The following is a 23,447-nucleotide window of genomic DNA, read 5'->3' as shown; positions in this document are numbered from 1 at the left end:
GAGGCTGGGCGTGGATCAGGACGTGAAGATTACAGAGGCAGTTTGATGAGTTCGTCGACGGCGCCCATGACCTTGTTGCGCACTTGCATCAACATGGAGAAGGACAGGCTCGCTTCCTGGCTGGCCAGCATGGCGCCGACCATGTCGTCACTCTTGCCGCTATCGACGTCGCTCATTTTCTGCGCGGCCATGCGGTCGTCGCCATTGACCTTGCCGATGGCGTCTTTCATGCTTTGCGCAAAGGAGAAGCCGGATTGTTCCGGTGCGCCGAACTGGGCGGCCGGGGCGATGCTGGCGCCCAGGGCGTGCGCATCATTGCTCAGTGCTGCCAGATCGGCCTTGATCAAACCTGCGAGTTCGTTGCTCATCGTGCCCTCTACTTTCAATATGCGGTGACGTATCAATCAGAATTACTGGTGTTGCCAATCCGGCGGAAGTGCATATGAATGCCTTCCTGCCCGGCCCGATCCGCAAGGCCCATCAGTTTTATCAGTTGCCACACCACCCGCTCAAGCAGATTCAAACAAACCCGGCAAAAACAAGCCGACATGATTTACATGGCCATGACAACTAATAATTATCTGATAAAAGTTTCTGCTAGTGGCAATAAGAGGAACTGGAATTGCCATAAAAACCGGAATCAGGTAAGCGGAATGGCGCACTGCAAATCACTATTTTGTGGCTATAAGCTTACCTCGGGGCAACTATAAAGTAAAGAGAGGATTGCCTCAAGGAATATTGATACATGGCAATATTCGACTTTTTCATGTATTGTTCAGCACCGTAGTCATCTAGCATGCGATACGATGCGCAATCGTTTGCTTGCACACCTGTCGGCAAGGCCAAGATGATGCTGTATTTAATTTCGGGCGATCCGTATAATTTGTTCTGCCACCGCAATACCGACATGACCACTACATGACAATCATTACCAAGACAGATCAAACTGTGCGCCATCAAGTCCTCGATTCCTGTCTGCTTGGACGTCCTGTCCATTTGCTGCATGTATTCGGCGCACAGCTGCGCGACGACCTGGCCGTGGCGCTGCGCCAACCGATGAGCCGTCGCTACTGGGGTAATTTCCAGGTCGACGCCGTGACCTTGTCGCGCGCCGAAAACGAGGACAGCGTGAATCGCTGGCTGAGTTTTTCCACGCCGGCCGGCCAGACGGGCTTTACGCTCGAACGGCAGATACTCTTGAGCGTGCTGAACTATCGCTACGGTAGTGCCGGCGCCAAGGGTGTGCTGCCCGATCCGGCGCAGGTGCGCGTGACGGCCACGGAAGAGCGCCTCGCTGTGGTGTTGGGACAACAGTTGGTGAACAGTTTGTTCGCCCGCGTCCACAAAAACCTGCAAACATTGGGCAAAAGCAGCGACATCGACACCAGTGCCGAGTTTGCCGTGCAGTCGGGCGTGCACCCGTCGCGCGGCAGCTGGATTGTCACCGTGGCGCTCAGCGACGTCGAAGCCGGGCAGAGCGGCCACTTCTGGTTCTCGCTGGACAAGCGCCTGATGACCGACGTGCTGCGCGGCTTGCTGCCCGAGCGCGCGCAGGCGAAGAAGGCGCTGCGCAGCGTGCGCCCGCTCGCTTCGCGCCTGCAAGTGACGCTGGAAGGCCGGCTCGTCAGCAAGCAGGTGCAACTGGGCGCCTTGTTCGACTTGCGCGTGGGCGACGTGATTCCTGTCAGCCTCAGCCGTACTGACGTCATGCTCGACGACTCCCGTCTCTTTACAGCTGCTGTTTCCGAACACAAGGGCAAGCTCTGTTTAACCTCCTTTGAAGATGTCGAATAATATGAATATGACCGATACCAACCAGAGCGAAACCCTGCTGGAAGACCTGGGTGATGACATGATCATCGACCAGGGCGACGTGTCCGACGTGGCCAGCACCCGCGCGCGGCGCGACATTCCGCAGATGATGCGCAAGATTCCCGTCACGCTGACCCTGGAAGTGGGCTCGGCCCGCATTTCGCTGGAAGAACTGATGGCCATCGGCCCGGAAAGCGTGATCGAACTCGACATGCTGGCCGGCGAACCGCTGGTGATCAAGGTCAACGGCACGCCGATCGGCCGTGCCGAAGTGGTGGTGGCCGGCGAGAACTATGGCCTGAAAGTCATCGACCTCGACGGCCTCAATCTCGACCTGATGACAGCATGAAGCTGGCGGTACCCGGTCTGAGCCGGCGCCGCGGCGCGCTGGCTGCCGCGCTGGCTGTCCCCGTTTTGATGCTGTGCTGCAGCGCCGTCGGGGCGCAGGATTTGTTGTCCGGCGTGGTGCCTGGCGCGAAGACTGACCTGTCGGTGAAGATGCAGATCCTCGTCGTCATGACCCTGCTCGGGCTGCTGCCCGTGATGGTCATGATGATGACCAGCTTTACCCGCTTCGTCATCGTGCTGTCCCTGCTGCGCCAGGCCCTGGGCCTGCAGCAGGGTTTGCCCAACCGCATCGTCACGGGCATCGCCCTGATTCTCACCCTGCTGGTCATGCGTCCCATCGGCGACCAGGTGTGGAAGGATGCGTTCGTGCCCTACGACCGTGACCAGATCGGCATGCAGGAAGCCCTGAAGATCGCCGAAGTGCCGATTTCGCGCTTCATGCTGGCGCAGACGAGCAAGGCTGCGCTGGCGCAGATCGCCCATCTGGCAGGCGAGCCGTCGACCATGCGTCCGCAAGACCATAGTTTCACGGTCAAGTTGGCGGCGTTTGTCTTGTCCGAACTCAAGACGGCGTTCCAGATCGGCTGCATGCTGTTCATCCCGTTCCTCATCATCGATCTGGTGGTGGCGTCGGTGCTGATGGCGATGGGCATGATGATGCTCTCGCCGCTGGTGATTTCGCTGCCGTTCAAGCTGCTGCTGTTCGTGCTGGTCGACGGCTGGACCCTGACCGTCAACACCTTGGTTACCAGCATACAGGGCTATTGAACGATGTTTACCCCTGAAGTCGCCGTCGACCTGATCATCGAAGCGCTGCATGTCGTCATGCTGCTGGTGGTGATCCTGGTCGTGCCAGGTCTGCTCATGGGCCTGTTGGTTGCGCTGGTGCAGGCGGCCACCTCGATCAATGAACAGACCATGAGTTTCCTGCCGCGCCTGCTGGTCACCCTGTTGGCGCTGATCCTGGCCGGACGCTGGATGGCCGGTTACCTGATGGATTATTGCGTGTCCATTTTTCAGCGCGCGGCCACCCTGGTCGGATAGCGCCGCGCGCCCATGGATCAGATTTTCAATCAGGTGCTGCCGTTTCTGCTGGCCGTGTGGTGGCCGTTCTGCCGCATCCTGGCAATGCTCAGCGCTTCGCCCGTCATCGGTGACGCCATGGTGCCCGTTCCCGTGCGAGTGTTGCTGTCGCTGGTGCTGGCGATCCTGATGCTGCCCGTGATGCAGGCGTCGGGCATCTCGCAGGACTTGTTGAAAATCGATCCATTTTCCCTGCACGCCGTCGTCGCCACCCTGGAGCAGGCCATCATCGGCTTCGTCCTCGGCCTGGCTTTCCACTTTGCCATGTCGGTCATGTCGGTGCTCGGCTACCTGGTGTCGAGCCAGGTGGGCTTTTCCATGGCCGTCATGAACGATCCGCTCAATGGCACCTCGTCGGACGTGATTACGGGGATGCTCACCATCATGTGCATGATCGTGTTTTTCGCCATCGACGGCCACCTCGTGCTGACGGGCGTGATCGGCGCCAGTTTTACTGCCTGGCCCGTGGGACAGGGCTACGGGCCGCTGTTGCTGCAGACGGTGGCCTACAACGTGGCGTGGATCTTTGCCGCCGCCATGCTGCTGGCCTTGCCCATCGTTTTTTCCACCATGGTGGTGCAGCTGGGCTTTGGCTTCCTGAACCGCGTGGCGCCGTCGCTGAACCTGTTTTCGCTTGGCTTTTCCATGATCACCATGTTCGGCCTGCTGATGCTGGTGCAGATCGTGCGCTTTATCCCGGAACACTATATAGCGATGACGAACCGGGTGCTCGACATGATCGCCGAACAGATGCGGGTGGCCCATGGCGGATAGCAGCACCGGCGACAAGACAGAAAAGGCCTCACAGCAAAAGCTGAAGAAGTCGCGCCAGGAAGGGCAGGTGGTGCGCTCGCGCGACCTGTCGACGGCGCTGGGCATCCTGATCAGCATGAAGGTCTTTATTTACCTGCTGCCGGGCTACCTGCAAAGCTTTCGCGAGCTGTTTGCCATGGCCTTCATGCCGCTCGATAGCAAGGGCGCGCTGGAAAATGCCATGTCGATGGCGTTTACGACGTCGGTGGGCTTGCTGATCAAGATGATCGTACCGCTGTTCTGCGTGCCCCTGTTCGTCGTGCTGGGCTCATTGATCCCTGGCGGCTGGGTCATCAGCTCGAAGAACTGGATGCCGAAAATGGAGCGCCTGAGCCCGGCCAAGAACCTCGGTCGTCTGATTGCGCCCAAGCATGCTTTTGAATTCGGCCTGTCCATCGCCAAGGCCGCCGTGCTGGGCATGGTGCTCGTGCATGTGAGCCGCTCCAGCCTGACGCAGTACGTGGACTTGCAGCACCGGCCCCTGCAACAGGCCATGCTCGATGGCTCGGCGCTGATGCTCGACGGCTTGATGGCGCTCATTTCCGTCTTCGTCCTGTTTGCCATCATCGACGTGCCGGCGCAGGCGTTTTTCTTTGCCCGCAACCAGCGCATGAGCAAGCAGGATGTCAAGGAGGAGCACAAGAGCAGCGAAGGCCGGCCCGAAGTGCGCCAGCGCATCCGCCAGCTGCAGCAGCAGATCGGCCGGCGCAGCGTGCGCAAGACCGTGCCCGACGCCGACGTGGTGATCGTCAATCCCGAGCATTACGCCGTCGCGCTCAAGTATGACCAGGACCGAGCCGAGGCGCCGTTTGTCGTTGCCAAGGGCGTCGACGAGATGGCGCTGTATATCCGGCAAGTGGCGAAGGAACACAATATCGAAACGCTGGAGTTGCCGCCGCTGGCGCGCGCCATCTACAACACCAGCCAGGTACAGCAGCAGATTCCCGTGCAGCTGTACCAGGCCGTGTCGCAGGTGCTCAACTACATATTGCAGCTGAAAGCATTCCGGTCCGGGCAGCGTGCTGCCCAGCCCGTATTACCCACCGAGATGGCCGTGCCATCTCATTTGAGCGAGGTAGTCCCTTCATGAATTTCCTGAACCGGTTGGTTGCCGAAATGCGCCGCCACAAGTTCGCCACGCCGCTGTTCCTGCTGGTGATCCTGGCGATGATCATCCTGCCGCTGCCGCCCGTGCTGCTCGATATCTTGTTCACTTTCAATATCGTGCTGGCTCTGATCGTCATCCTGGTCAGCGTGTCGGCCAAGCGGCCGCTTGATTTCTCCGTCTTCCCGACGGTGATCCTGGCCACCACCATGCTCAGGCTGACGTTGAACGTGGCGTCCACGCGCGTGGTGTTGCTGCACGGGCATACGGGCGCGGACGCGGCCGGTAAGGTGATCGAAGCCTTCGGTAATGTGGTGATCGGTGGTAACTTCGTCGTCGGTATCGTGGTCTTCGTGATCTTGATGATCATCAACTTCGCCGTCGTCACCAAGGGCGCCGAACGTATTTCCGAAGTGTCCGCGCGCTTTACCCTCGATGCCTTGCCGGGCAAGCAGATGGCCATCGACGCCGACCTGAACGCCGGCCTGATCAACCAGGAAAAAGCCCAGATCCGGCGCAAGGATGTGGCCGCTGAAGCCGATTTCTATGGCGCCATGGACGGTGCGTCGAAGTTCGTGCGCGGCGATGCCGTCGCCAGTATCCTGATTTTGATCATCAATATGGTCGGTGGCGTGGCCATCGGCTCGCTGATGCACGACCTGTCGTTCGGCGATGCTTTCCGTCAATACGCACTGCTGACCATCGGTGATGGCCTGGTGGCGCAGATCCCCGCGCTGCTGCTGTCGGCTGCGGCCGCCATTCTCGTCACCCGCATCAGCGATTCGGGCGACTTCGAACAGCAAGTGGCGGGCCAGGTACTGACTTCGCCAACGGTGATCTTCAGCGCGTCCGGCATGATGGTGGCGCTGGCATTGATCCCGGGCATGCCGTGGTTCATGTTCATGACCTTCGCCGGTGTGCTGGCCTTCGTGGCATGGCGCCTGACCAAGCGCGTGAAGGGGCCCGATGCGGCCGGCATGGCGGCCATCGAGGCGGCCTTGCGCGACGACAAGCCTGCCGAGCTGGAGTGGCAGCAACTGCCCGCCGTGCAACCGCTGATGGTGATGCTCGGCTATAAACTGGTGGGCATGGTGGATAAAACGCAAGGCGAACCGCTAAACAAGCGTGTCAAGGGTGTGCGCCAGAGCCTGTCCGAATCGATGGGCTTGCTGCTGCCGAACATCGGCGTGCGCGACGACCTGGCTCTGAAGCCATCGCAATATGCCATCGTGTTGTCGGGCACCGTGGTGGCGCAGGCGGAAGTGCAGGCCGACCGCCTGATGGCGATCCCGTCGCCGAACGTGTATGGCCAGCTCGATGGCATTCCCGGCATTGAGCCGGCTTACGGCATGCCCGTCACCTGGATCGAACCCGGTGAAAAGGCGCATGCGCTTGGCCTGGGTTACCAGGTGATTGAGGCGCCAAGCGTGATCGCCACGCACTTGTCGAAGATGGTGCGCGAGTACTTGCCGGAATTGTTCCGCCACGAAGACGTCTCGAACATGATGGAGCGCCTGACGGCCCTGTCGCCCAAGCTGGCCGGCGCGCTCGACAAGGCCCTCACGCACACGCAGATGCTGCGCGTGTTTCGCGTCTTGCTGGCAGAAAATGTGTCACTGAAGGATATCGTGCCCATCGCCACCACCTTGCTCGACAGTTCGGAAACCACCAAGGACCCGATCCTGCTGGCGGCCGAAGTGCGCTGTGCGCTGCGGCGCCAGATCGTCAGCGGCCTGTTTGGCCAGAAGATGGAAATGCAGGCGTTTAACCTAGGTGGCGAGCTGGAAAACATGCTGCTCGGTTCGCTGAACCAGGCGCGCCAGTCGGGCAAGGTCACGCTGGATAATTACCCGATCGACCCGCATCTGCTGTCGCAGCTGCAGGTGAACATGCCGGTGGCGCGCGAGCAGATGAAGCAGCAGGCTACGCCGCCGCTGCTGCTGGTGCTGCCGCAGATCCGTCCGTTGCTGGCCCGCTACGCGCGCCTGTTCGCGCCTGGCCTGCATGTGCTGTCGTATAATGAAATCCCGGAGAACCGCGAGGTGAGCATTATCGGCACGGTGGGGTAAACGGTGAAATAAACAAAAAAACGGCGCTTCGGGCGCCGTTTTTTATGTTGTATCAATCTTGCTGTATCAATCCTGCTCGTCGATGGGCGGCAGCAGGTCGTGCTCCTGGCCGTCGGCCAGCAGCAGCACGGTGCTGCCTTGCGCTATTTCTTCCTCATCGCCATAGTCGTATCCGAGCGGCGCCGCCACTTCCTTCGAGGTGATGATGGTTTCCTCTTCAGTTTCGCCCCGGGAAGCCGCGGGCGCCTCGGGATCGGCCGCCGCTTCCGCTTCCGGCTGCGTCAGCAGCAGCGCCACTTCGGCCATGGCGCGGAACAGGGGCAGCGACAGCGACGCGGCGCCCGCCTGCATCGGGTAATTGCCATGCACGCGCTGCGCATGAAGCTGGCGGTTCAGGCGGCAGCGCACCACGCGCAGGCCGGCGCGCCGCACGGCGTCGGCGATTTCGGGCAGGGCCAGGCGCACATGGCGCAATGCAGCTTCTTCGTCAGCAGCCAGTTCCAGCAGCACGCCGTCGCCAGCCGGTTCCATCTGGATCACGACCCGGCCGATGCCGATGATGATCAGTTCGACGCGCAGCGCCACCTTGCCGCGCCGCCGGGGTGCCGCATCGTCTTCCTCGTCGCTGGCCAGCACGCGCAGCAGCAGGCGCTGGCCGCCCCAGCCATACACGGCAAAGCGCCACGCTTCGCTGTCGACGCTTAGTGGAGGACGGGCGCCTTCGCGCAGCAGGGCCGGTTGCTGCTCGGCCATGAACAGGTTGCCCGGTACGTGCTGGCCGCGCGCCTGTTCCTGCAGGGCCGCATATTGCTCGCCATACGTCTTGACCATCACGCGCCACGAGGCGGCCAGCTGCGCCGCGTCAGGCGGCTGCCAGACCAGTTGGCGCGTGAAGAACAGCTGATTGACCTGCATGGCGCTGCTGTCGCGCGGCATGGCGCCGCCCGTACCATCGGCATTGGGCTTGATGAGGGATGCCAGGCTGTCCTGTCCCTTCTGTTGCAGCTGGGCGGGCAGGGTGCCGGCGTCCGGCGCGGGCGCCATGTAGGGGCCGATAGGCACCAGCGGCTGCACCACGCCCGGCACCATCGGCGTCGCGGGGCTGACGTCGAAGCGCTGGGTAATCAGGGGAACCGGGTTACCCGATGAAATGCGGTCTATCGCCATGCCACTATGTCCGGAAGAGAGTCTATACGAGCTGGTGAATCAGGCTGTATCAGCCATCATGGCTGCAACAGTGACAGTATCATTTTCTGCATGCTCTGGCTTTGCTTGAGCATCGCCGTGCTCGCCTGCAGCAACATTTGTGCTGACACCATGTTGGCGCTTTCCGCCGCGTAATCGACATCCATGATGCGGCCGATGGCGGCCTTGGTATTGGTGACCATGTTGGCCAGGTTGTTGTGCACGTGGCCGAGGCGGTTGGCCGCCGCGCCCAGGGCCGAGCGCACGCCGCCGACCTGGTCGAGCGCTGCCGCCAGCTGGTCGATCATGCTGTTGGCGCCGCCATTCGTGGCGATTTCGCTGCCGGCCGTGGCGCCTGGCGCAAAGTTGGCCGAAATGGCTTTCAGAACCGTGTCCAGTCCGCCCATCTTGCCTGACACGTCGAACTTCATGGTTTCGCTGCTGCTGGCGCCGATCTGGAAGGTCATCGCCTCCGACAGCGTGCCCTTGCCAAGACTACCATTGCCCAGCAACAGGCTGCCGCCGTAGGTGGTATTCGTCATGACGTTGTACAGTTCCAGCCCCAGCGCATCGTATTCGGACTGCATGGCGTCGCGGTCTGTCTGGTTGGAGGAAGCGTCGGCCGCCTGCGTGGCCAGGTCTTTCATGCGTACTAGCATGCTGGTCACTTCGCCAAACGCGCCTTCGGCCGTCTGCAGCATCGAGGTACTGTTCTGCGTATTGCGCATGGCCACCGTCATGCCGCTCACCTGGGCACTGAGGCGCGTGGCGATTTGCAGGCCAGCTGCGTCGTCCATGGCCGAGTTGATGCGAAAGCCGGTGGAGAGGCGCTGCATCGATGTGGATAACTGGCTATGCGCCCATCCCATCGCGCGTTGTGCGTACAGTGCGGCGATATTGGTGTGAATGCTCAGCACTTGGCGGCTCCGGTGGGCGGTGAGGGTGAAACGGGTCTATCTTGTATAGGCGACTGTGGCGCCAGCATTGTTAAATCGAAAGGCAATATAGTCAAATTAATACGTTTCGCATATAAAAAAAGCCAGACCGCAGCCTGGCTTTGCGTTGCTGGCCGCAAGCGGCCAAGCATAGATTATTGCAGCAGGGACATGACCATCGAGGACATGCTGTTGCTTTGTTTCAGCATCGCGGTGCCGGCTTGCAGCAGCATTTGCGACGATGTCATGTTCGAGCTTTCGGTGGCGAAGTCAACGTCCATGATGCGGCCGGTAGCGGCCTTGGTGTTGGTCGAGATGTTCGACAGGTTGTTGTTGACGTGGTCCAGACGGTTGGCGGCGGCGCCCAATGCCGAACGGATTTCGCCGACGTTGTCGATCAGATTCGACAGTGCGGTGATGGCGCCGTTAGCGGCCGTGCCGGTAGCGATTTCGGAACCGGCTGCTGCTGGAGCGGATGCTTTGTAGGTGCCGATGGCGGTACCCAGTGCGCTTGCCAGCGCGCTCATTTTGGTGGATACGTCCAGATCCATCGTTTCACCGGCGCTGGCGCCGATCTGGAACGTCATTTTGGCAGCCAGGGTGCCGCCGGTCAGCAGGTCGCTGCCGCCGAACGTGGTCTTGGTCATGACGTTGTACAGTTCTTTGCCCAGGGCATCGAACTCGGCTTGCATGGCATCCTTATCATCGGTGTTCGATGACGCATCGGCTGCCTGGGTGGCCAGGTCTTTCATGCGGACCAGCATGTTGGTCACTTCATTGAACGCGCCTTCGGCGGTTTGCAGCATCGAGGTGCTGTTTTGGGTGTTGCTCATGGCAACGGTCATGCCGCTGGTTTGCGCTTTCAGGCGGGTTGCGATTTGCAGGCCGGCAGCGTCATCCATTGCCGAGTTGATGCGGTAGCCGGTGCTCAGGCGGGTCATCGAAGTCGACAGTTGCGATTGGGTTTTAGCGATCGAATTTTGTGCCGACAGTGCAGCGTTGTTCGTGTGAAGGCTCAGCATGGTGTAGCTCCTAAGGGGGTGGATACATTCTGGAGCAACGGTTTCTTGTGCTCTCCCAAGTACAAGACGACTAAGCGGAAGAGTTTATTAAATGCTTTGGAGAAATTTTTTCATTTCTTTATGTGCGCAGCGATATAGGTGGGCAAAACCGGGGGGTAGACATGAAAAAAGCCAGGCAGCAGCCTGGCTTTGTCTCGCTGGCCGCAGGCGGCCAGGCAAAGATTATTGCAGCAAGGACATGACCATCGAGGACATGCTGTTGCTTTGTTTCAGCATCGCGGTGCCGGCTTGCAGCAGCATTTGCGACGACGTCATGTTCGAGCTTTCGGTGGCGAAGTCGACGTCCATGATGCGGCCGGTAGCGGCCTTGGTGTTGGTCGAGATGTTCGACAGGTTGTTGTTGACGTGGTCCAGACGGTTGGCGGCGGCGCCCAGTGCCGAACGGATTTCGCCGACGTTGTCGATCAGGGTCGACAGCGCGGTGATGCTGGTGTTGGCGGTCGTGCCAGTGCCGATTTCGGTACCCAGGGTCGAAGGTGGCGCGCTGGCGTAGGTTTTAACGGCGGCGGCCAGGTTGGTGCCCAAGGTCGTCATTTTGGCCGAAACGTCCAGGGCCATCGTTTCGCCGGCGCTGGCGCCGATCTGGAACGTCATGCTCGATGCCAGCGTACCGCCTACCAGCAGGCTGCTGCCACCGAAGGTGGTCTTGGTCATGACGTTGTACAGTTCTTTGCCCAGGGCGTCGAACTCGGCTTGCATGGCTTCCTTGTCGTCGGTGTTCGACGACGCGTCGGCTGCCTGGGTGGCCAGGTCTTTCATGCGGACCAGCATGTTGGTAACTTCGTTGAACGCGCCTTCGGCCGTTTGCAGCATCGAGGTGCTGTTTTGGGTGTTGCTCATGGCAACGGTCATACCGCTGGTTTGCGCTTTCAGACGGGTTGCGATTTGCAGGCCGGCAGCGTCGTCCATTGCCGAGTTGATGCGGTAGCCGGTGCTCAGGCGGGTCATCGAAGTCGACAGTTGCGATTGGGTTTTGGCGATCGAATTTTGTGCCGACAGTGCAGCGTTGTTCGTGTGAAGGCTCAGCATGGTGTAGCTCCTAAGGTGGTGGATACATTCTGGAGCAACGGTTCCCTGTGCTCTCCCAAGTACAAGACGACTAAGCGCCGACACTTATTAAATGCTTTAGAGAAATTTTTTATTTCTTTATGCGCGCAGTGAGGATAGTGCTGGCGCCAGCGGGGAAAACTTGCGGCTGTCCAGGTAGGCTTTTACCACGCCAGGCGGGTTCCACATCAGTACGTCGAGGATGGACAAGTGCTCGACAAATTCATAGCGCTGGGTGGGGTAGGTGAACGATACCAGGTTGGTGAAGTCCAGTTCGATGCCGCGCTCTTGCCATTCGGCTGGCCGAAATATCTCCCTGCCGCCGGGCGGATTGAGGTAGGCCTGCGCACCAAGCGCATGGGCAATTTCCAGCGCCCAGGCACCAGCGTGCGGTATTTCAGGCAAGGTCAGGTTCAGATCAGATAAATTATCATATTGAAATGGCATATCCAGGCAGGCGCAGATGGCCGCCAGCGAGGCGACGTTCAGGTCACGTAGCAGGCCGCTGGGGGCACCAGCAAAACTTTCGCTGATCATTGAGCTGACCGCTGCATAGCCAGGGGCGCCTGCCGCGCGGTAATGCACGATCTGGCCCTGTATCTTGTCATGTGCCGCCTGCGGATCGAGCAGCGTCACGTCGCTGATCAGGCCGACACCGGCATGCCGGTCGACCGGCACGCTGACATATTGCCACCCTTGTGTCGGATGCAGGATGCGGTTCCTGTTCATCCAACTCTTCGGCGCATAGGATACGACATCGAAAACGATCCAGCGGTCGCAACGGTTGATCAGGTCGAAGTAACCGAGGTAGGGAAAAAAGTATGGCTGCATGATGCCAAGCGTGACTTTTTCCGCCATGTCACGCCCGTGCATGCTGTTCGATGGCGGTGGCGTCTCGTTGCGCGCGCGCCAGCAGCTCGCAGATGCGCGCGATATCTTCCAGCGTCAGCAGTGCTCCTATGGGCAATTGCATGCTGCTGGCACATAGCGTGTCCGTTTGTGGCAGGCGCGACTGGTAGGCGGGGAATTTCTCCGCATAGGGGATGCAGCGGTGAATGCCAGGGTAGAAATAGCGGCGCGCCAGCACATTTTCTGCCTTCAGCAATTCCATGAGGCGGTCGCGCTCCAGGCCGAACCGTTCGCTATCGATGCTGCATACAAGGTATTGATAATTGGAAAAGCTCACGCCGCCCGGTTGCGTCAGGGTAATGCCCGGAATGTCGCGCAAGCCTTCCGCGTATGCCTGGAATTGCGCGGCATTGTTTTGCTGGTTGGCGGGAAAGTCTTCCAGGCTCATCAATGCAATGGCTGCCTGTGCCTCGGACATGCGCCCGTTCGAGGTTTTGACCACGGGCACGGTGTGCCCAGCGCCATAACTGCTACGGATATTGCGCAGGCGCGCGGCCAGTTCGTCGTCATTCGTGCTGATGCAGCCGCCTTCGCTGGCGCTGAGGATCTTGGTGGCATGGAAGGAAAACACTTCCAGCTGGCCGAAATTTCCGATCTTGCGGTCGTCCAAGGCGCAGCCGAAAGCGTGCGCCGAGTCGAAGTAGAGCTGCAGGCCGTGTTTGTGCGCCAGCGCTTCGAGGGCCAATGGATCACAGGCGCCGCCCCACAGGTTCACGCCCATGATGGCGCTGACCTCATCGTCGATCAGGGCTTCGATTTGTGCCAGGTCAATCTGGCCCGTGCTTGCATCCGCATCGCAGAAGACCGGTTCAAGACCGGTCCAGCTCAGCGATTGTGCCGACGCCACAAAGGTGAACGCGGGCAAAATTACCTTGCCACGCAACTGCATGGCCTCGGCCGCCATCATCAGGCCGATGGTGGCGTTGCTGACGCAAATGACGTGGCGTACCCCCAGGAAGTCTTGCAGCCTGGCTTCCAGCTGAGCCGTCAGTGGCCCTTGGTTCGTGTAGTACTGGCGTTCGAAGATATCGCGAAAAGCGCTTTCATAGCGCTCCCATGAAGGGAAATATAGTTGTCCGACAGGCAGCGGGCTTTCAAAGGCGGGCGCTGCGCCGAACAGCGCAAAAGCGGGGGTGTTCATGTAGCCTCCAGCTGGTGTTTGATTGCGGTCGCCTGCTGCGCCAGCATGGCAAGCAATGCGGCAATCTGTTCGATATCGTGTTCGTCCACATGGTGGCCGCACGGCAGCAGCAGGAATTGGTCGGCCAGGACATCGGTTTCCGGCAAGTCGGCGGCGACATGCGGATAGGCCATGGATTTCTGGTGCAGCGCAGGGTAGTAATAGGGGCGGGCAACAATCTTTTCGGCATGCAGGATGCGCAGCGTATCGGCACGGCTGAGTGGCCAGTCGGCGTCCAGGCGCACGACGATATTCTTGTAGCTGGTGGCGTGGTGTTCATCAAATTCCAGCAACTGCATGCCTGGAATCGATTGCAGCAGGCATTGATACAGGCGATAGCGTACGCGGTTGCGCGCGACTTGCTGTTCCAGGTCATCGAGGCTGGCCAGGGCCATCGCCGCATGAACTTCGTTCAGTTTCGCATTCATGCCGCCAGGCACGGCAATATTGTCGGCATGCTTGAAACCAAAACCGCGCATCAGCGACAGATCTTCGGCCAGTTGCCGGTTGTTTGTAGTCAGGTAGCCGCCCTCATACCCGTTGAGCAGTTTGCTTGCGTGCAAGGAGAAGATTTCAGCGTCGCCGAATTGCCCTACCTTGCCGGCCGCCTGGGTCTCGTAGACAGATTCCACCGCATCGAACAATAGGGGAATCTGGCGCTCGCGGGCAAGCGCCGCCACACCTTCGCTATCGCAGCAATTGACGATCGGATGCACGCATAATATCAGCGCGGTATTGTCATTGATGCATTCCTTTGCAGTGGCCGCGCTCATTGCCAGGGTGTGTGGGTCGACTTCGCAGAAGCGCGGCTGCAGCCGGTTCCAGGCCGCGATATCGGCCATGCGGCGATACGTCAGCGACGGCATGACGATTTCGCTTTTTCCCTGGAGGGCCAGCTTGGAAATGGCCAGCACCAGTGCCCAGAATCCACTGCAGAAGGTGACGCAGTATTCGGTCCGGTGCAAGGTGGCCAGTCGTTTTTCCAGTTGCCTGACCAGCGGCCCATTGTTGGTGTACTGGCGCTGGGCATAGAATTGCTTCGAGTAGGCGAGGAAGCCTTCGATGTCGGGGCGCACCAGGTTCGAAGTGGATTTGGGTACGGCAAAGAGACTGTTGCCGCCAAACAGCGCCAGATCGGCTACGGTATTTTTCATGTGCAGGATGGTGCGTGGTTAGCGGCTCAAGAGGACGTCGTAGCGGTAGTGGGCCGCGTAAAACTGTGGATCGGCGGCGACAAACTGCGTGCGCCAGCCGGCCGCTTTGGCCAGCGCCTCGAATTCACGCTTGCTGCGCCAGATGCCGATGCGCGAAGCATGGTCGGACAATTCGGCCTCGCTGGGACGGTTTTCCTTGTAGAACAGGTCGAGCTTGTCGCGGTCTGGCAAGTTGCCGATGTAGACCTTGTTGACGTGGCTGAAGCGCTGGCACAGCAATTCCAGCACGGTGCGTGCCGCGGCTGCTGAAAAGTACGAGAAACTGCCGTAGCAAAGCACTTTTGAAAATCGCTCGGGCCGTGGGTCGGACTGTACATAGCTATCGGCGCTCTGCTCGAGAAAGGTGTAGCGCGGGGCGATCTCATAGTGTTGGCGGGCAACTGAAATCAGATAGCCGGACAAATCCACCCCGACAAATTCCTGACAGCGATCAAACAGGCGGGTCGACAGCGCGCCATTGCCACAGGCCAGGTCGAGCAACACGTCTCCTTCCTGCAGGCCAAGGTTGTTCTTGATCGTCGTGACGATCAGCTGGATCTGTTCTTCCGTGACGGGCTTGCCATTGACGGTGCGCTTGATCTGGCCCCAGAAATCGTCGGCTGGCCGGCTGCGCGCGTACTCGTCATGGTCGAGTACAGGGTAGTCTTTTTCGCGCTCGCTGTCGTGCGTGCTCATGGCATGGATTCCTTGTTTGAAGCCTGTTGCTGTTCGTGATGCATGGCATCAAAGGCGATGGGGGGGAGTTCGGCGCACCAGCGGCGCCACATGATGCGCAGTGCGCGTTTGAGCCCCTGCGTTACCAGTGCGGGCTGGGCGACTGGCGAGAGTAGGAAGCGTTCACGCAGGGTGGAACGCAGCTGGGCAAGCGCTGCAATGTTTCGGGAGAGGAAGATTCCCTTGTTGACGAAATCCGCTTCGTCATGCGCCGCGAATGCGTCCAGGCCCACATGGCCAAGATAAGCGGCTGCGGAACGGGTCGGGATGGTGCTGCCACTGAGGCTCAGGGTTGGCACGCCCATCCACAGCGCATGGCATAGCGTCGTGGTACCCGTGTAGGGGAAGGTATTCAGGCAGACATCGACTTGCTGGTGCAATTGCATGTACTCGGCCATGCTGGCGCGTGCGTGGAAATGCAGGCGCGTATGGTCGATGCCTTCTTCGGCAAACCAGTTGCGCAGATAATCGTCGCGCTCGTCGCCGTCGAGGCCGGCGAGCAGCATGACCGAGTTTGGCAGCGCACGCAGCACTTGCGACCACAGGGCGATTACCTTGCGATTGAGCTTGTTGGCACGGTTGAAGCTGCCAAAAGTGACATGCCCATTGGCCAGTGCCGGCAAGGGGCCGACGTCGGGCGCTTCCGCATAGGGAATGAAAGGTGCGCTGATGGGCAGGTGGACGATTTTTTCCAGGAACAGGTGATCGAACTGGCCCGCCGGCAATATTTTATTGTCACTCAGGAAATAATCCATCGTCCGCAGACCGGTGGTGCCCGGATAGCCCATCCAGCTGACCTGGATGGGGGCTGGTCTGCGCGCGAAGACGGGCAAGCGGTTGGCTGCAGAATGCCCGGAGAGGTCGATCAGGATGTCGATGGTATCGTCTCGTATCAGTGTTTCCATGGCGGTGTCGCTCAGACTCGTCACATTGCGCCAGTGGTCCATGTAGCCGCGCAATATGTGCGTGTGCACTTCTTCGCTGCTCTTGTTGTAGTAGGCGTACAGTTCCAGATCCGGATTGCCCTTCAGCAATGCGAGCACGGGAGCAAGGAAGCTGGCGATAGCGTGGTTGTTGAAGTCGCCGGAAACCATGCCTATGCGCAAGCGCCGCTCCGCTTGCGGCGTATTCGCAAAGGGCAGGCTGGTACTGTCGCCTGCGCTGGTGTCCAGCAATTCGCCAAAACGGCAGTGCTCTGCGAACAGCGTGCCGGCGTCCGCCGTGTTGCTGTGGCTCAGGCTAAACAGCAGATTGCTGTGTGCCAGCGCATAGTGGCCTTCCTTGGCTTGCAAGGCTTGCCGGATGTGCTGCATGCCCTGTTCGCCCTGTCCTTGGAGTTGCAGCAAGCTGCCCAGGTTGACATGCGCTTCGGCATAATCGGGATCACGCTCCAGTGCCGCCTGAAAATGGCCTTTGGCCGCTTCTGTCTGCCTGAGCGCCTGCAGCGAATTGGCTATATTGAAATGCAGCGGTGCATCGTCTTCACCGAGTTCCTGCATCCGGAGGCAGACTTGCAGCGCTTCCTCGTGCCGTCCAAGGTGCTGCAGGGTGGTACACAGATTGTTATGCACTACCAGATAATCGGGCGTCAGGGTCAAGGCCTGGCGGTAACTCGCTTCGGCTTCATCAAATTGTCCCAGTGCCTGCAGGCAGGCACCAAGGTTGCAATGGGCAACGTCCGAATCGGGACTGAGCGTGAGTGCATGCCGCTGATGTGCGATGGCTTCCTCTACCTGCCGCAGGCCCAGCAGGGCGGCCCCCAGATTGTTCAGCGTCATGACGGAGTCGGCATCGATCTCCAATGCCCGGTAATAGCATGCCACGGCTTCTTTGGCGCGGCCCAGGCTTTGCAGGCATGCGCCGTGGCTGAAATGGACGTCGATATCGTGCGGATTCAGGCTGGCGGCATCGCGGTAAGCGGCCAATGCATCATCAGGCTGTCCGGCATGCTTCAGCGCAATGGCCAGCGACAGCATGACGGGGCCATTGTCAGCGTCTATTTCCAGTGCCTGGCGGTAGCAGTCGATAGCTGCATCGGCTTGTCCGAGGGCGCGGTGGGCGTCGCCCAGGCGCGTCAGCAGCGCGATGGAATGCGGTTGGGTGGCCAGGGCCAGTCGGTAAGCGTCCACGGCGGCGTCATATTGCTGCAGCGAGTGCAGGGCGAGCGCCATATTATGATGCAGCATGTCGAGGTGTGGATCGATCTGCGCCGCGCGGCGGTAGCTGGCGACGGCATCTTCCACCTGACCGGCACCCTGCAGTGCAGCACCCAGGCCCGCGTGGGCCCTGGCATCTTGCGGCGTCATCTGCAATTGACTGCGGAAACTTGCGGCGGCTTCGTCGAACTGGCCCAGTGCATGCGCGATTTCGCCGAGTTGAAAATGTGCCTCGGTATCGTACGGCGTCAGGGCCAGCGCGCTGCGGTAGCTATCGCTCGCCTGGACCAGCTTGCCCTGGGTTTTGAGTGTATTGGCCAGGTTGAAATGAGCTTTGGCGTAGTCGGGGCGGAGGGTCAGCGCGCGTTGATAGCTGGCCGCTGCCTCTTGGTGGCGTCCCTGCGCCTGCAATGCGCTACCCAGATTGCTGTGTGCCTCGGCAAATTCCGGATCGATTTCCAGTGCACGCAAATAGCTGTCGATGGCGTTGCTGATGTTGCCGATATCCTGCCAAGCATTGCCCAGATTGCCATGTGCCTGGGCATCGTGCGGTGTGAGCTCGACAGTCTTGCGAAGGGCACACAGCGCATCTTTTCCCTGCACTTGCAGGGCAGTGCCCAGTACGCTCCAGCCAAAAGACGATTCGGGGAATTTTTCCAGCAAATGGTGGCAAGCCATTTCCATCTGTACAAAATCACCTCTGTGATATAGATCAACAATATGCTGCGTTTCTTCCTGTGAAGGCGCCAAGGCCGCATCAGCCAGTGCCTGCAGCGAACGCTGGCGCAGGGCTTGCGAAGTTTCATTGTCGAGGCCGCGTGCGATGGCAGTATCGATGATGTCGAGCGCTTCGGCAGGCTGGTCTGCCTGCAGCAGACCATTTGCGTACGACAGCCAGAATTGACCCTCGTCCGGATCGACCGAAAGTGCTTTGCGCAGGTAGGGTAAGCCAGCGGCATATTGCCCTACCTGACCGGCCAGCAATCCCAGGTTGTGATTGGCGACGGCATGATACGGCTGTACCTTCAAGATGGCCAGATACAGCTCCTCTGCCTGCAAATAGCGACCCGCCTGATGTTCGGCGATGGCTTGCTGTAATTCGGATTCCAATGGCACTACGGGCGGAGCGATGGCGGTCATGGGCTGTAATACACGGAAATTGTTGTCAGCGGGAATTGTAACTGTTAGAAATGCATACGAGAAACTTTCCGTGCAGAATTTTTTTGTAATGCAAGATTTGTTGTTACGATAGATGCCGAGTACAGTGAAATATTGATTTTTTACAAAAAGAGGCTCTGTCCTTATTAAGTAGGGGAGATTCCAGGAATTTTTATCTGCTCCTGCTATCTGAACTGTGCATAGCATACAAAACAGAAGTTTTCCTTCTAGCCAGCCCATTGGGGAACCTTCATTGCCCAATTCGTCGCCCTGAGCCGCCGTCAGCGTCTGGCGGGCATCGCCCTGCTGCGCGGAGGGCAAGCTGTAATCGTGGCATTGGTAGAAAGCGTGGCTAGCCCATGGTTACACTGTCCGGCCTTCAACAGGAGCCATGCTCACAGGCATGGCCACGCGCACAGACTTCAACGCTACCGCTGTGTGCCCTGCGGCCGCACCTCCAATGCGCTCACCGGCACGCCACTGGCGCGCCTGCGCCATAAAGCGCTGTGGCTCGCTTACGCCGATTGCCTGCTGGCATCAGCATCCGTGCGTAAGGCGGCGTTACCGTTGGGCGTACAGCGCAACACCATATTTCGATGGTGGGACCGGTTTTTATCATTGGCAAAGACGGACCGGCCCATTGCCTGCATGGCATTGCCGAAGCGGACGAACTGTTGTATATGATGGAATTGGAAAAGGGCGCGTGGCATCTAACGTGTCGGGCGCGCCACCATGGCGCCCATGCCCGCACACGCGGCATTTCCAACGAACAGGTCTGCATCCAGATTGCGCACGACCGCACGGGACAAACCCTCGGTTTCGTCACCGGAAAAGGAGCACTGACCAAGGCGCAGTTGCATACTTGCCTGCTACCATTCATCGACAGCGATGTTTTGCTGGTGACCGATGGCTACGCGGCCTACCGGACTTTTTCCAGGGAGGCGGACCTCAGCCACCTGTCCGTTAACTAGCGCGCCGGCACTCGTGTGCAGGGCGCCGTCCAGGTGACGAACGTCAACTCTTATCAGAGCCGCTTGCGGGACCGGCTACGGCCCTTTCACGGCGTGGACACGCGCTATCTGCCGAATTACCTTGGGAGGCGCCGGATACTCGACGCTGGGCGCACCCGTTCTCCAGAACCATTATTGAGAGCAACGCTGGGAGCATTCCCAAATTGGACGTTGGCATAGTTAAAAACAACGCGCAACCCAATGGGAGCGCGCTGTTTGGCAGGAGATACAATGTGCGCAGGGTGGAACTTACATATTCGGATAATTCGGCCCGCCACCACCCTCCGGTGTCACCCACACGATGTTCTGCGTCGGGTCCTTGATGTCGCAGGTCTTGCAGTGCACGCAGTTCTGCGCATTGATCTGCAGGCGCTCGGCGCCGTCGTCGTTCTTCACGAATTCGTACACGCCGGCGGGACAGTAACGCGCTTCCGGGCCCGCATACGTGGCCAGGTTGACGTCGACGGGCACGCTGGCGTTCTTCAAGGTCAAGTGGATGGGCTGGTCTTCCGCGTGGTTCGTGTTCGAGATGAAGACGGAGGACATCTTGTCGAAAGTCAGCTTGCCATCCGGTTTCGGATACACGATCTTTTTCGACTGGGCCGCAGGCTTCAGGCATTCGTGGTCGCCATGCGAATGGTGCAGGGTCCACGGCGCCTTGCCACGGAAGAGGATCTGGTCGATGCCCGTCATCAGGCTGCCCAGGTACAGGCCTTTCGACAGCCAAGGCTTGACGTTGCGCGCCACGTGCAGTTCTTCATGCAGCCATGACTGTTCAAAAGCAACAGGGTAGCTGGCCAGTTCGTCGTGCTGGCGTTGTTCGCCCAGCGCGCCGAAGGCCGCTTCCGCCGCCAGCATGCCGCTCTTGATGGCTGCGTGGCTGCCCTTGATGCGGCTCATGTTCAAAAAGCCCGCATCGCAGCCGATCAGCGCGCCGCCGGCAAACACCAGTTTCGGCAGCGATTGCAGGCCGCCGGCCGTGATGGCGCGCGCGCCGTACGAGATGCGCTTGCCGCCTTCGAAGAACTTGCGGATTTCCGGATGTGTTTTATAACGCTGGAATTCCTCGTACGGCGACAGATACGGGTTTTCGTAGGCCAGGCCCACCACATAGCCGACCATGACCTGGTTGTTTTCCAGGTGGTACAGGAAGGAGCCGCCATAGGTTTTGGCGTCCAGCGGCCAGCCCGTCGAGTGGATCACCAGGCCCGGCTTGTGCTGCGCCGGGTCGATTTCCCACAATTCCTTGATGCCGATACCGTAAGATTGGGGATCCTTGCCGGCGTTCAAATCATACTTGGCCATCAGCTGCTTGCCCAGGTGGCCGCGCGCGCCTTCGGCGAACAAGGTGTACTTGGCGTGCAATTCCATGCCCAGCTGGAAGTCGGGACCGGGTTCACCGTCGCGCTTGACACCCATGTTGCCAGTTGCCACGCCCTTGACGGAGCCGTCGTCGTTGTAAAGGATTTCCGCGGCAGGGAAGCCCGGGAAGATTTCCACGCCCAGGTTTTCCGCCTGCTGGCCCATCCAGCGCACCACATTGCCCAGCGAGACAATGTAGTTGCCGTGGTTTTCAAAGCATGCTGGCACGGCGAAGTTCGGTGTCTTGTACGCTTTGGTTTCCGTCAGGAACAGGATGCGGTCTTCCGTCACTGCCGTGTTCAGGGGCGCGCCCAGTTCTTTCCAGTTCGGAATCAGTTCGGTCAGCGCTTTCGGGTCCATGATGGCGCCGGACAGGATGTGAGCGCCCAGTTCGCCGCCTTTTTCCAGCACGCAGACGGACACTTCCTGGCTCTTTTCAGCGGCCAGCTGCTTCAGGCGGATTGCCGCCGCCAAGCCTGCGGGGCCACCGCCGACGATCACCACGTCATACTCCATGGTCTCGCGCGGTCCGTACTGTTCAACTAAGTTATTAGGCTGTGTCATGGTCTCGATTGTTAGTCACTAAATGGGTGGGTGAGGAATCTTCGGATAAATTTAAGCACGAGTGTGCTTGTTTTTGGCGAGGATTGCAACTTTGGCGCCATTTTGCGTGACATTGCCCCTCGCCGCAATCTAAATCCGGCCATTTTGTGTAATGATGGCGTTTACCTTTGCTCAAGTGCGACGCAGGGTATTTTGCCCCTGTGCCAGTGGCACGGTGTAAAGTGTTATCTAAAATAAAACAGGAGTAGCTCGTGGGCATAGAAGTTAATTTCGAGGGCAAGATTGCCCTGATTACCGGCGCATCGAGCGGCCTCGGCGCGCGCTTTGCGAAAGTGCTGGCCCAGGCCGGTGCCCAGGTCGTGCTGGCGTCGCGCCGCACCGAACGCCTGAAGGAATTGCGCGCCGAGATCGAAGCGGACGGCGGTGCCGCGCACGTGGTGTCGCTCGACGTGACCGACTTCGCCAGCATCAAGTCGGCCATCGCGCACGCGGAAACGGAAGCGGGCCCCATCGATATACTCGTCAACAATTCCGGTGTCTCCACCACGCAACGCCTGGTCGATGTCACGCCCGAAGATTATTCGTTCGTGATGGATACCAACCTGCGCGGTTCCTTCTTCGTGGCCCAGCAGACGGCCAAGCGCATGATCGCGCGCGCCAAGGGCGACCCGAAGAAACAGCACCGCATCATCAATATCGCCTCGATGGCGGGCTTGCAAGTACTGCCGCAGATCGGCGTGTATTGCATGAGCAAGGCGGGCATGGTGCACATGACGCGTGCCATGGCCGTGGAGTGGGGCAAATACGGCATCAACACCAACGCCATCTGTCCCGGCTACATCTCGACCGAGATCAACGAAGATTATTTCGCCACCGAGCAGGGCAAGAAGCTGATCGAAATGCTGCCCAATAAACGTCCGGGGAAACCGGAAGACCTCGATGGCCTGCTGTTGTTGCTGGCGGGCGAGGATTCGCACTTCATCAATGGCGCGATTATCTCGGCCGATGGCGGCATGAGCACCTTTTAATCCGTGTAGAGTAACAGGCAGCTGCAGCGTCAGCGCTACAGCTGCAGTCCCACCAGCTTGTGCACCAGCTCGGATGACGTGGCGGCCGCGAACTTACGCATCAGCTTGGCGCGGTGCATTTCCACCGTGCGGGGGCTGAGGTCGATCTGGCGGGCGATGACCTTGCTCGTTTTGCCTTCCACCAGCAGGGCGGCGATTTCGCGCTCGCGCGGGGTCAGCTCCGCCGTCACGGGGCGTTTCTCGCTGACATCCTCGAACGTCCAGATGCCGGCCCCCAGTGGCTGGCCCGGCAGCATGGCGTGGCCCGTCACATGGCACCAGAACAATTCTCCATTGCTGCGGCGCATGATGCGCTCGTCCGAATAGCGGCCCCTGGTGTTCATGATGGGGATGATGCGGTCACCCGTGCGCAGGAATTCGTCGTGCGTGGGGTAGAGTACTTCGAAGGACTGGTTGTCGAGCTGGGCGCGTGCATAGCCGAACATGGCCGCCAGTGCCTCGTTGCAACTGCGCATGATGCGGTTTTCCGACATGCACATGCCCACGGGCGCGTGCAGGAAGATGCTTTCATAATCGATGGCTGACGCGGCGTTCATCTGATACGTATCACTCTCACAGGGGGATGGCTGGCACGGCGCCGGTAGTTCTACGGTATTGTACTTTCCACTCGCGT

The 23,447-nt window shown here is 59.7% G+C and carries 21 protein-coding genes and 1 pseudogene; 10 read left to right on the top strand and 12 right to left on the bottom strand.

The window, feature by feature from the left end; translation table 11 throughout:
* Positions 1–29: 29 nt before the first annotated feature.
* Entirely contained in the window at positions 30–368 is a 339-nt protein-coding gene (fliE, locus tag ACQ4WZ_RS11505; protein ID WP_096235044.1) for a flagellar hook-basal body complex protein FliE, read from the bottom strand.
* Between the two features lie 74 nt (positions 369–442).
* Here fliE and ACQ4WZ_RS11500 point away from each other — a divergent pair, with 74 nt between their 5' ends.
* From ACQ4WZ_RS11500 to ACQ4WZ_RS11465, 8 genes are all read left to right on the top strand, one after another.
* Positions 443–574 carry a hypothetical protein gene (locus ACQ4WZ_RS11500; RefSeq protein ID WP_436573454.1) on the top strand — a complete coding sequence of 44 codons (132 nt, stop codon included), beginning with the start codon at positions 443–445 and terminating at the stop codon, positions 572–574.
* A gap of 344 nt (positions 575–918) precedes the next feature.
* The gene (locus ACQ4WZ_RS11495; RefSeq protein ID WP_243858147.1) at positions 919–1,794 is read left to right on the top strand and encodes a FliM/FliN family flagellar motor switch protein; all 876 of its coding nucleotides are present in this window, start codon (positions 919–921) and stop codon (positions 1,792–1,794) included.
* Position 1,795: 1 nt separating this feature from the next.
* Positions 1,796–2,161 carry a FliM/FliN family flagellar motor switch protein gene (locus ACQ4WZ_RS11490; protein WP_046684914.1) on the top strand — a complete coding sequence of 122 codons (366 nt, stop codon included), beginning with the start codon at positions 1,796–1,798 and terminating at the stop codon, positions 2,159–2,161.
* Positions 2,158–2,928 carry a flagellar type III secretion system pore protein FliP gene (gene fliP / locus ACQ4WZ_RS11485; protein WP_133992176.1) on the top strand — a complete coding sequence of 257 codons (771 nt, stop codon included), beginning with the start codon at positions 2,158–2,160 and terminating at the stop codon, positions 2,926–2,928. The genes ACQ4WZ_RS11490 and fliP overlap by 4 nt, the downstream gene beginning before the upstream one ends.
* A gap of 3 nt (positions 2,929–2,931) precedes the next feature.
* Entirely contained in the window at positions 2,932–3,204 is a 273-nt protein-coding gene (locus ACQ4WZ_RS11480; RefSeq protein ID WP_034757874.1) for a flagellar biosynthetic protein FliQ, read from the top strand.
* Positions 3,205–3,216: 12 nt separating this feature from the next.
* Positions 3,217–4,017 (top strand): flagellar biosynthetic protein FliR, encoded by an 801-nt coding sequence (locus ACQ4WZ_RS11475; protein ID WP_101480827.1) that lies wholly within the window; start codon positions 3,217–3,219, stop codon positions 4,015–4,017.
* Entirely contained in the window at positions 4,007–5,146 is a 1,140-nt protein-coding gene (locus tag ACQ4WZ_RS11470; protein ID WP_101480828.1) for an EscU/YscU/HrcU family type III secretion system export apparatus switch protein, read from the top strand. Before ACQ4WZ_RS11475 ends, ACQ4WZ_RS11470 begins: the two co-directional genes overlap by 11 nt.
* Positions 5,143–7,230 (top strand): flagellar biosynthesis protein FlhA, encoded by a 2,088-nt coding sequence (locus ACQ4WZ_RS11465; protein WP_101480829.1) that lies wholly within the window; start codon positions 5,143–5,145, stop codon positions 7,228–7,230. The genes ACQ4WZ_RS11470 and ACQ4WZ_RS11465 overlap by 4 nt, the downstream gene beginning before the upstream one ends.
* A gap of 66 nt (positions 7,231–7,296) precedes the next feature.
* Here ACQ4WZ_RS11465 and ACQ4WZ_RS11460 read toward each other — a convergent pair whose 3' ends face one another.
* From ACQ4WZ_RS11460 to ACQ4WZ_RS11420, 9 genes are all read right to left on the bottom strand, one after another.
* Positions 7,297–8,397 (bottom strand): hypothetical protein, encoded by a 1,101-nt coding sequence (locus ACQ4WZ_RS11460; RefSeq protein ID WP_436573453.1) that lies wholly within the window; start codon positions 8,395–8,397, stop codon positions 7,297–7,299.
* A gap of 56 nt (positions 8,398–8,453) precedes the next feature.
* A complete protein-coding gene (locus tag ACQ4WZ_RS11455; RefSeq protein WP_101480830.1) occupies positions 8,454–9,332 on the bottom strand; it encodes a flagellin N-terminal helical domain-containing protein in 879 nt (292 codons plus the stop codon).
* A 173-nt stretch (positions 9,333–9,505) separates the two neighbouring features.
* Entirely contained in the window at positions 9,506–10,372 is an 867-nt protein-coding gene (locus ACQ4WZ_RS11450; RefSeq protein WP_436573452.1) for a flagellin N-terminal helical domain-containing protein, read from the bottom strand.
* A 222-nt stretch (positions 10,373–10,594) separates the two neighbouring features.
* The gene (locus ACQ4WZ_RS11445; RefSeq protein ID WP_278318679.1) at positions 10,595–11,461 is read right to left on the bottom strand and encodes a flagellin N-terminal helical domain-containing protein; all 867 of its coding nucleotides are present in this window, start codon (positions 11,459–11,461) and stop codon (positions 10,595–10,597) included.
* 117 nt (positions 11,462–11,578) lie between these two features.
* Positions 11,579–12,352 (bottom strand): WbqC family protein, encoded by a 774-nt coding sequence (locus ACQ4WZ_RS11440; protein WP_436573451.1) that lies wholly within the window; start codon positions 12,350–12,352, stop codon positions 11,579–11,581.
* A complete protein-coding gene (locus tag ACQ4WZ_RS11435) occupies positions 12,339–13,529 on the bottom strand; it encodes an aminotransferase class I/II-fold pyridoxal phosphate-dependent enzyme (protein WP_436573450.1) in 1,191 nt (396 codons plus the stop codon). The genes ACQ4WZ_RS11440 and ACQ4WZ_RS11435 overlap by 14 nt, the downstream gene beginning before the upstream one ends.
* Complete coding sequence (locus ACQ4WZ_RS11430) at positions 13,526–14,722, bottom strand: aminotransferase class I/II-fold pyridoxal phosphate-dependent enzyme (protein ID WP_436573449.1); 1,197 nt, start codon at positions 14,720–14,722, stop codon at positions 13,526–13,528. Before ACQ4WZ_RS11430 ends, ACQ4WZ_RS11435 begins: the two co-directional genes overlap by 4 nt.
* Before the next feature lie 18 nt (positions 14,723–14,740).
* Positions 14,741–15,457, bottom strand: a complete 717-nt coding sequence (locus tag ACQ4WZ_RS11425; protein WP_436573448.1) for a class I SAM-dependent methyltransferase — start codon at positions 15,455–15,457, stop codon at positions 14,741–14,743.
* A complete protein-coding gene (locus ACQ4WZ_RS11420) occupies positions 15,454–18,792 on the bottom strand; it encodes a tetratricopeptide repeat protein (RefSeq protein WP_436573447.1) in 3,339 nt (1,112 codons plus the stop codon). Before ACQ4WZ_RS11420 ends, ACQ4WZ_RS11425 begins: the two co-directional genes overlap by 4 nt.
* Before the next feature lie 270 nt (positions 18,793–19,062).
* On the opposite strand from ACQ4WZ_RS11420, the pseudogene ACQ4WZ_RS11415 reads away from it, so the two are divergent.
* Positions 19,063–20,000 (top strand): annotated as a pseudogene (locus tag ACQ4WZ_RS11415) (IS1595 family transposase).
* Positions 20,001–20,069: 69 nt separating this feature from the next.
* On the opposite strand, the gene ACQ4WZ_RS11410 reads toward ACQ4WZ_RS11415, so the two are convergent.
* Positions 20,070–21,746, bottom strand: coding sequence for an electron transfer flavoprotein-ubiquinone oxidoreductase (locus ACQ4WZ_RS11410; RefSeq protein ID WP_436573446.1), 1,677 nt, complete (start codon positions 21,744–21,746; stop codon positions 20,070–20,072).
* A gap of 251 nt (positions 21,747–21,997) precedes the next feature.
* Here ACQ4WZ_RS11410 and ACQ4WZ_RS11405 point away from each other — a divergent pair, with 251 nt between their 5' ends.
* Complete coding sequence (locus tag ACQ4WZ_RS11405) at positions 21,998–22,774, top strand: SDR family oxidoreductase (protein WP_034752351.1); 777 nt, start codon at positions 21,998–22,000, stop codon at positions 22,772–22,774.
* 35 nt (positions 22,775–22,809) lie between these two features.
* On the opposite strand, the gene ACQ4WZ_RS11400 is transcribed toward ACQ4WZ_RS11405, so the two are convergent.
* Positions 22,810–23,370, bottom strand: a complete 561-nt coding sequence (locus ACQ4WZ_RS11400) for a LuxR C-terminal-related transcriptional regulator (protein WP_436573445.1) — start codon at positions 23,368–23,370, stop codon at positions 22,810–22,812.
* Positions 23,371–23,447: the final 77 nt, after the last annotated feature.

The organism is Janthinobacterium darwini, from assembly GCF_051380905.1.
Classification (GTDB): Bacteria; Pseudomonadota; Gammaproteobacteria; order Burkholderiales; family Burkholderiaceae_D; genus Janthinobacterium.
This window is presented reverse-complemented; position numbering and strand designations above follow the sequence as displayed.

Bases quoted from the DNA above. Each gene is read 5' to 3' on its own strand.
- ACQ4WZ_RS11475 (WP_101480827.1), top strand. From the start codon at position 3,217: ATGGATCAGATTTTCAATCAGGTGCTGCCGTTTCTGCTGGCCGTGTGG.
- ACQ4WZ_RS11495 (WP_243858147.1), top strand. From the start codon at position 919: ATGACAATCATTACCAAGACAGATCAAACTGTGCGCCATCAAGTCCTC.
- ACQ4WZ_RS11400 (WP_436573445.1), bottom strand. From the start codon at position 23,370: ATGAACGCCGCGTCAGCCATCGATTATGAAAGCATCTTCCTGCACGCG.
- ACQ4WZ_RS11430 (WP_436573449.1), bottom strand. From the start codon at position 14,722: ATGAAAAATACCGTAGCCGATCTGGCGCTGTTTGGCGGCAACAGTCTC.
- ACQ4WZ_RS11490 (WP_046684914.1), top strand. From the start codon at position 1,796: ATGAATATGACCGATACCAACCAGAGCGAAACCCTGCTGGAAGACCTG.
- ACQ4WZ_RS11420 (WP_436573447.1), bottom strand. From the start codon at position 18,792: ATGACCGCCATCGCTCCGCCCGTAGTGCCATTGGAATCCGAATTACAG.
- ACQ4WZ_RS11470 (WP_101480828.1), top strand. From the start codon at position 4,007: ATGGCGGATAGCAGCACCGGCGACAAGACAGAAAAGGCCTCACAGCAA.
- ACQ4WZ_RS11445 (WP_278318679.1), bottom strand. From the start codon at position 11,461: ATGCTGAGCCTTCACACGAACAACGCTGCACTGTCGGCACAAAATTCG.
- ACQ4WZ_RS11450 (WP_436573452.1), bottom strand. From the start codon at position 10,372: ATGCTGAGCCTTCACACGAACAACGCTGCACTGTCGGCACAAAATTCG.
- fliE (WP_096235044.1), bottom strand. From the start codon at position 368: ATGAGCAACGAACTCGCAGGTTTGATCAAGGCCGATCTGGCAGCACTG.
- ACQ4WZ_RS11465 (WP_101480829.1), top strand. From the start codon at position 5,143: ATGAATTTCCTGAACCGGTTGGTTGCCGAAATGCGCCGCCACAAGTTC.
- ACQ4WZ_RS11480 (WP_034757874.1), top strand. From the start codon at position 2,932: ATGTTTACCCCTGAAGTCGCCGTCGACCTGATCATCGAAGCGCTGCAT.
- ACQ4WZ_RS11440 (WP_436573451.1), bottom strand. From the start codon at position 12,352: ATGCACGGGCGTGACATGGCGGAAAAAGTCACGCTTGGCATCATGCAG.
- fliP (WP_133992176.1), top strand. From the start codon at position 2,158: ATGAAGCTGGCGGTACCCGGTCTGAGCCGGCGCCGCGGCGCGCTGGCT.
- ACQ4WZ_RS11435 (WP_436573450.1), bottom strand. From the start codon at position 13,529: ATGAACACCCCCGCTTTTGCGCTGTTCGGCGCAGCGCCCGCCTTTGAA.
- ACQ4WZ_RS11425 (WP_436573448.1), bottom strand. From the start codon at position 15,457: ATGAGCACGCACGACAGCGAGCGCGAAAAAGACTACCCTGTACTCGAC.
- ACQ4WZ_RS11460 (WP_436573453.1), bottom strand. From the start codon at position 8,397: ATGGCGATAGACCGCATTTCATCGGGTAACCCGGTTCCCCTGATTACC.
- ACQ4WZ_RS11500 (WP_436573454.1), top strand. From the start codon at position 443: ATGAATGCCTTCCTGCCCGGCCCGATCCGCAAGGCCCATCAGTTTTAT.
- ACQ4WZ_RS11410 (WP_436573446.1), bottom strand. From the start codon at position 21,746: ATGACACAGCCTAATAACTTAGTTGAACAGTACGGACCGCGCGAGACC.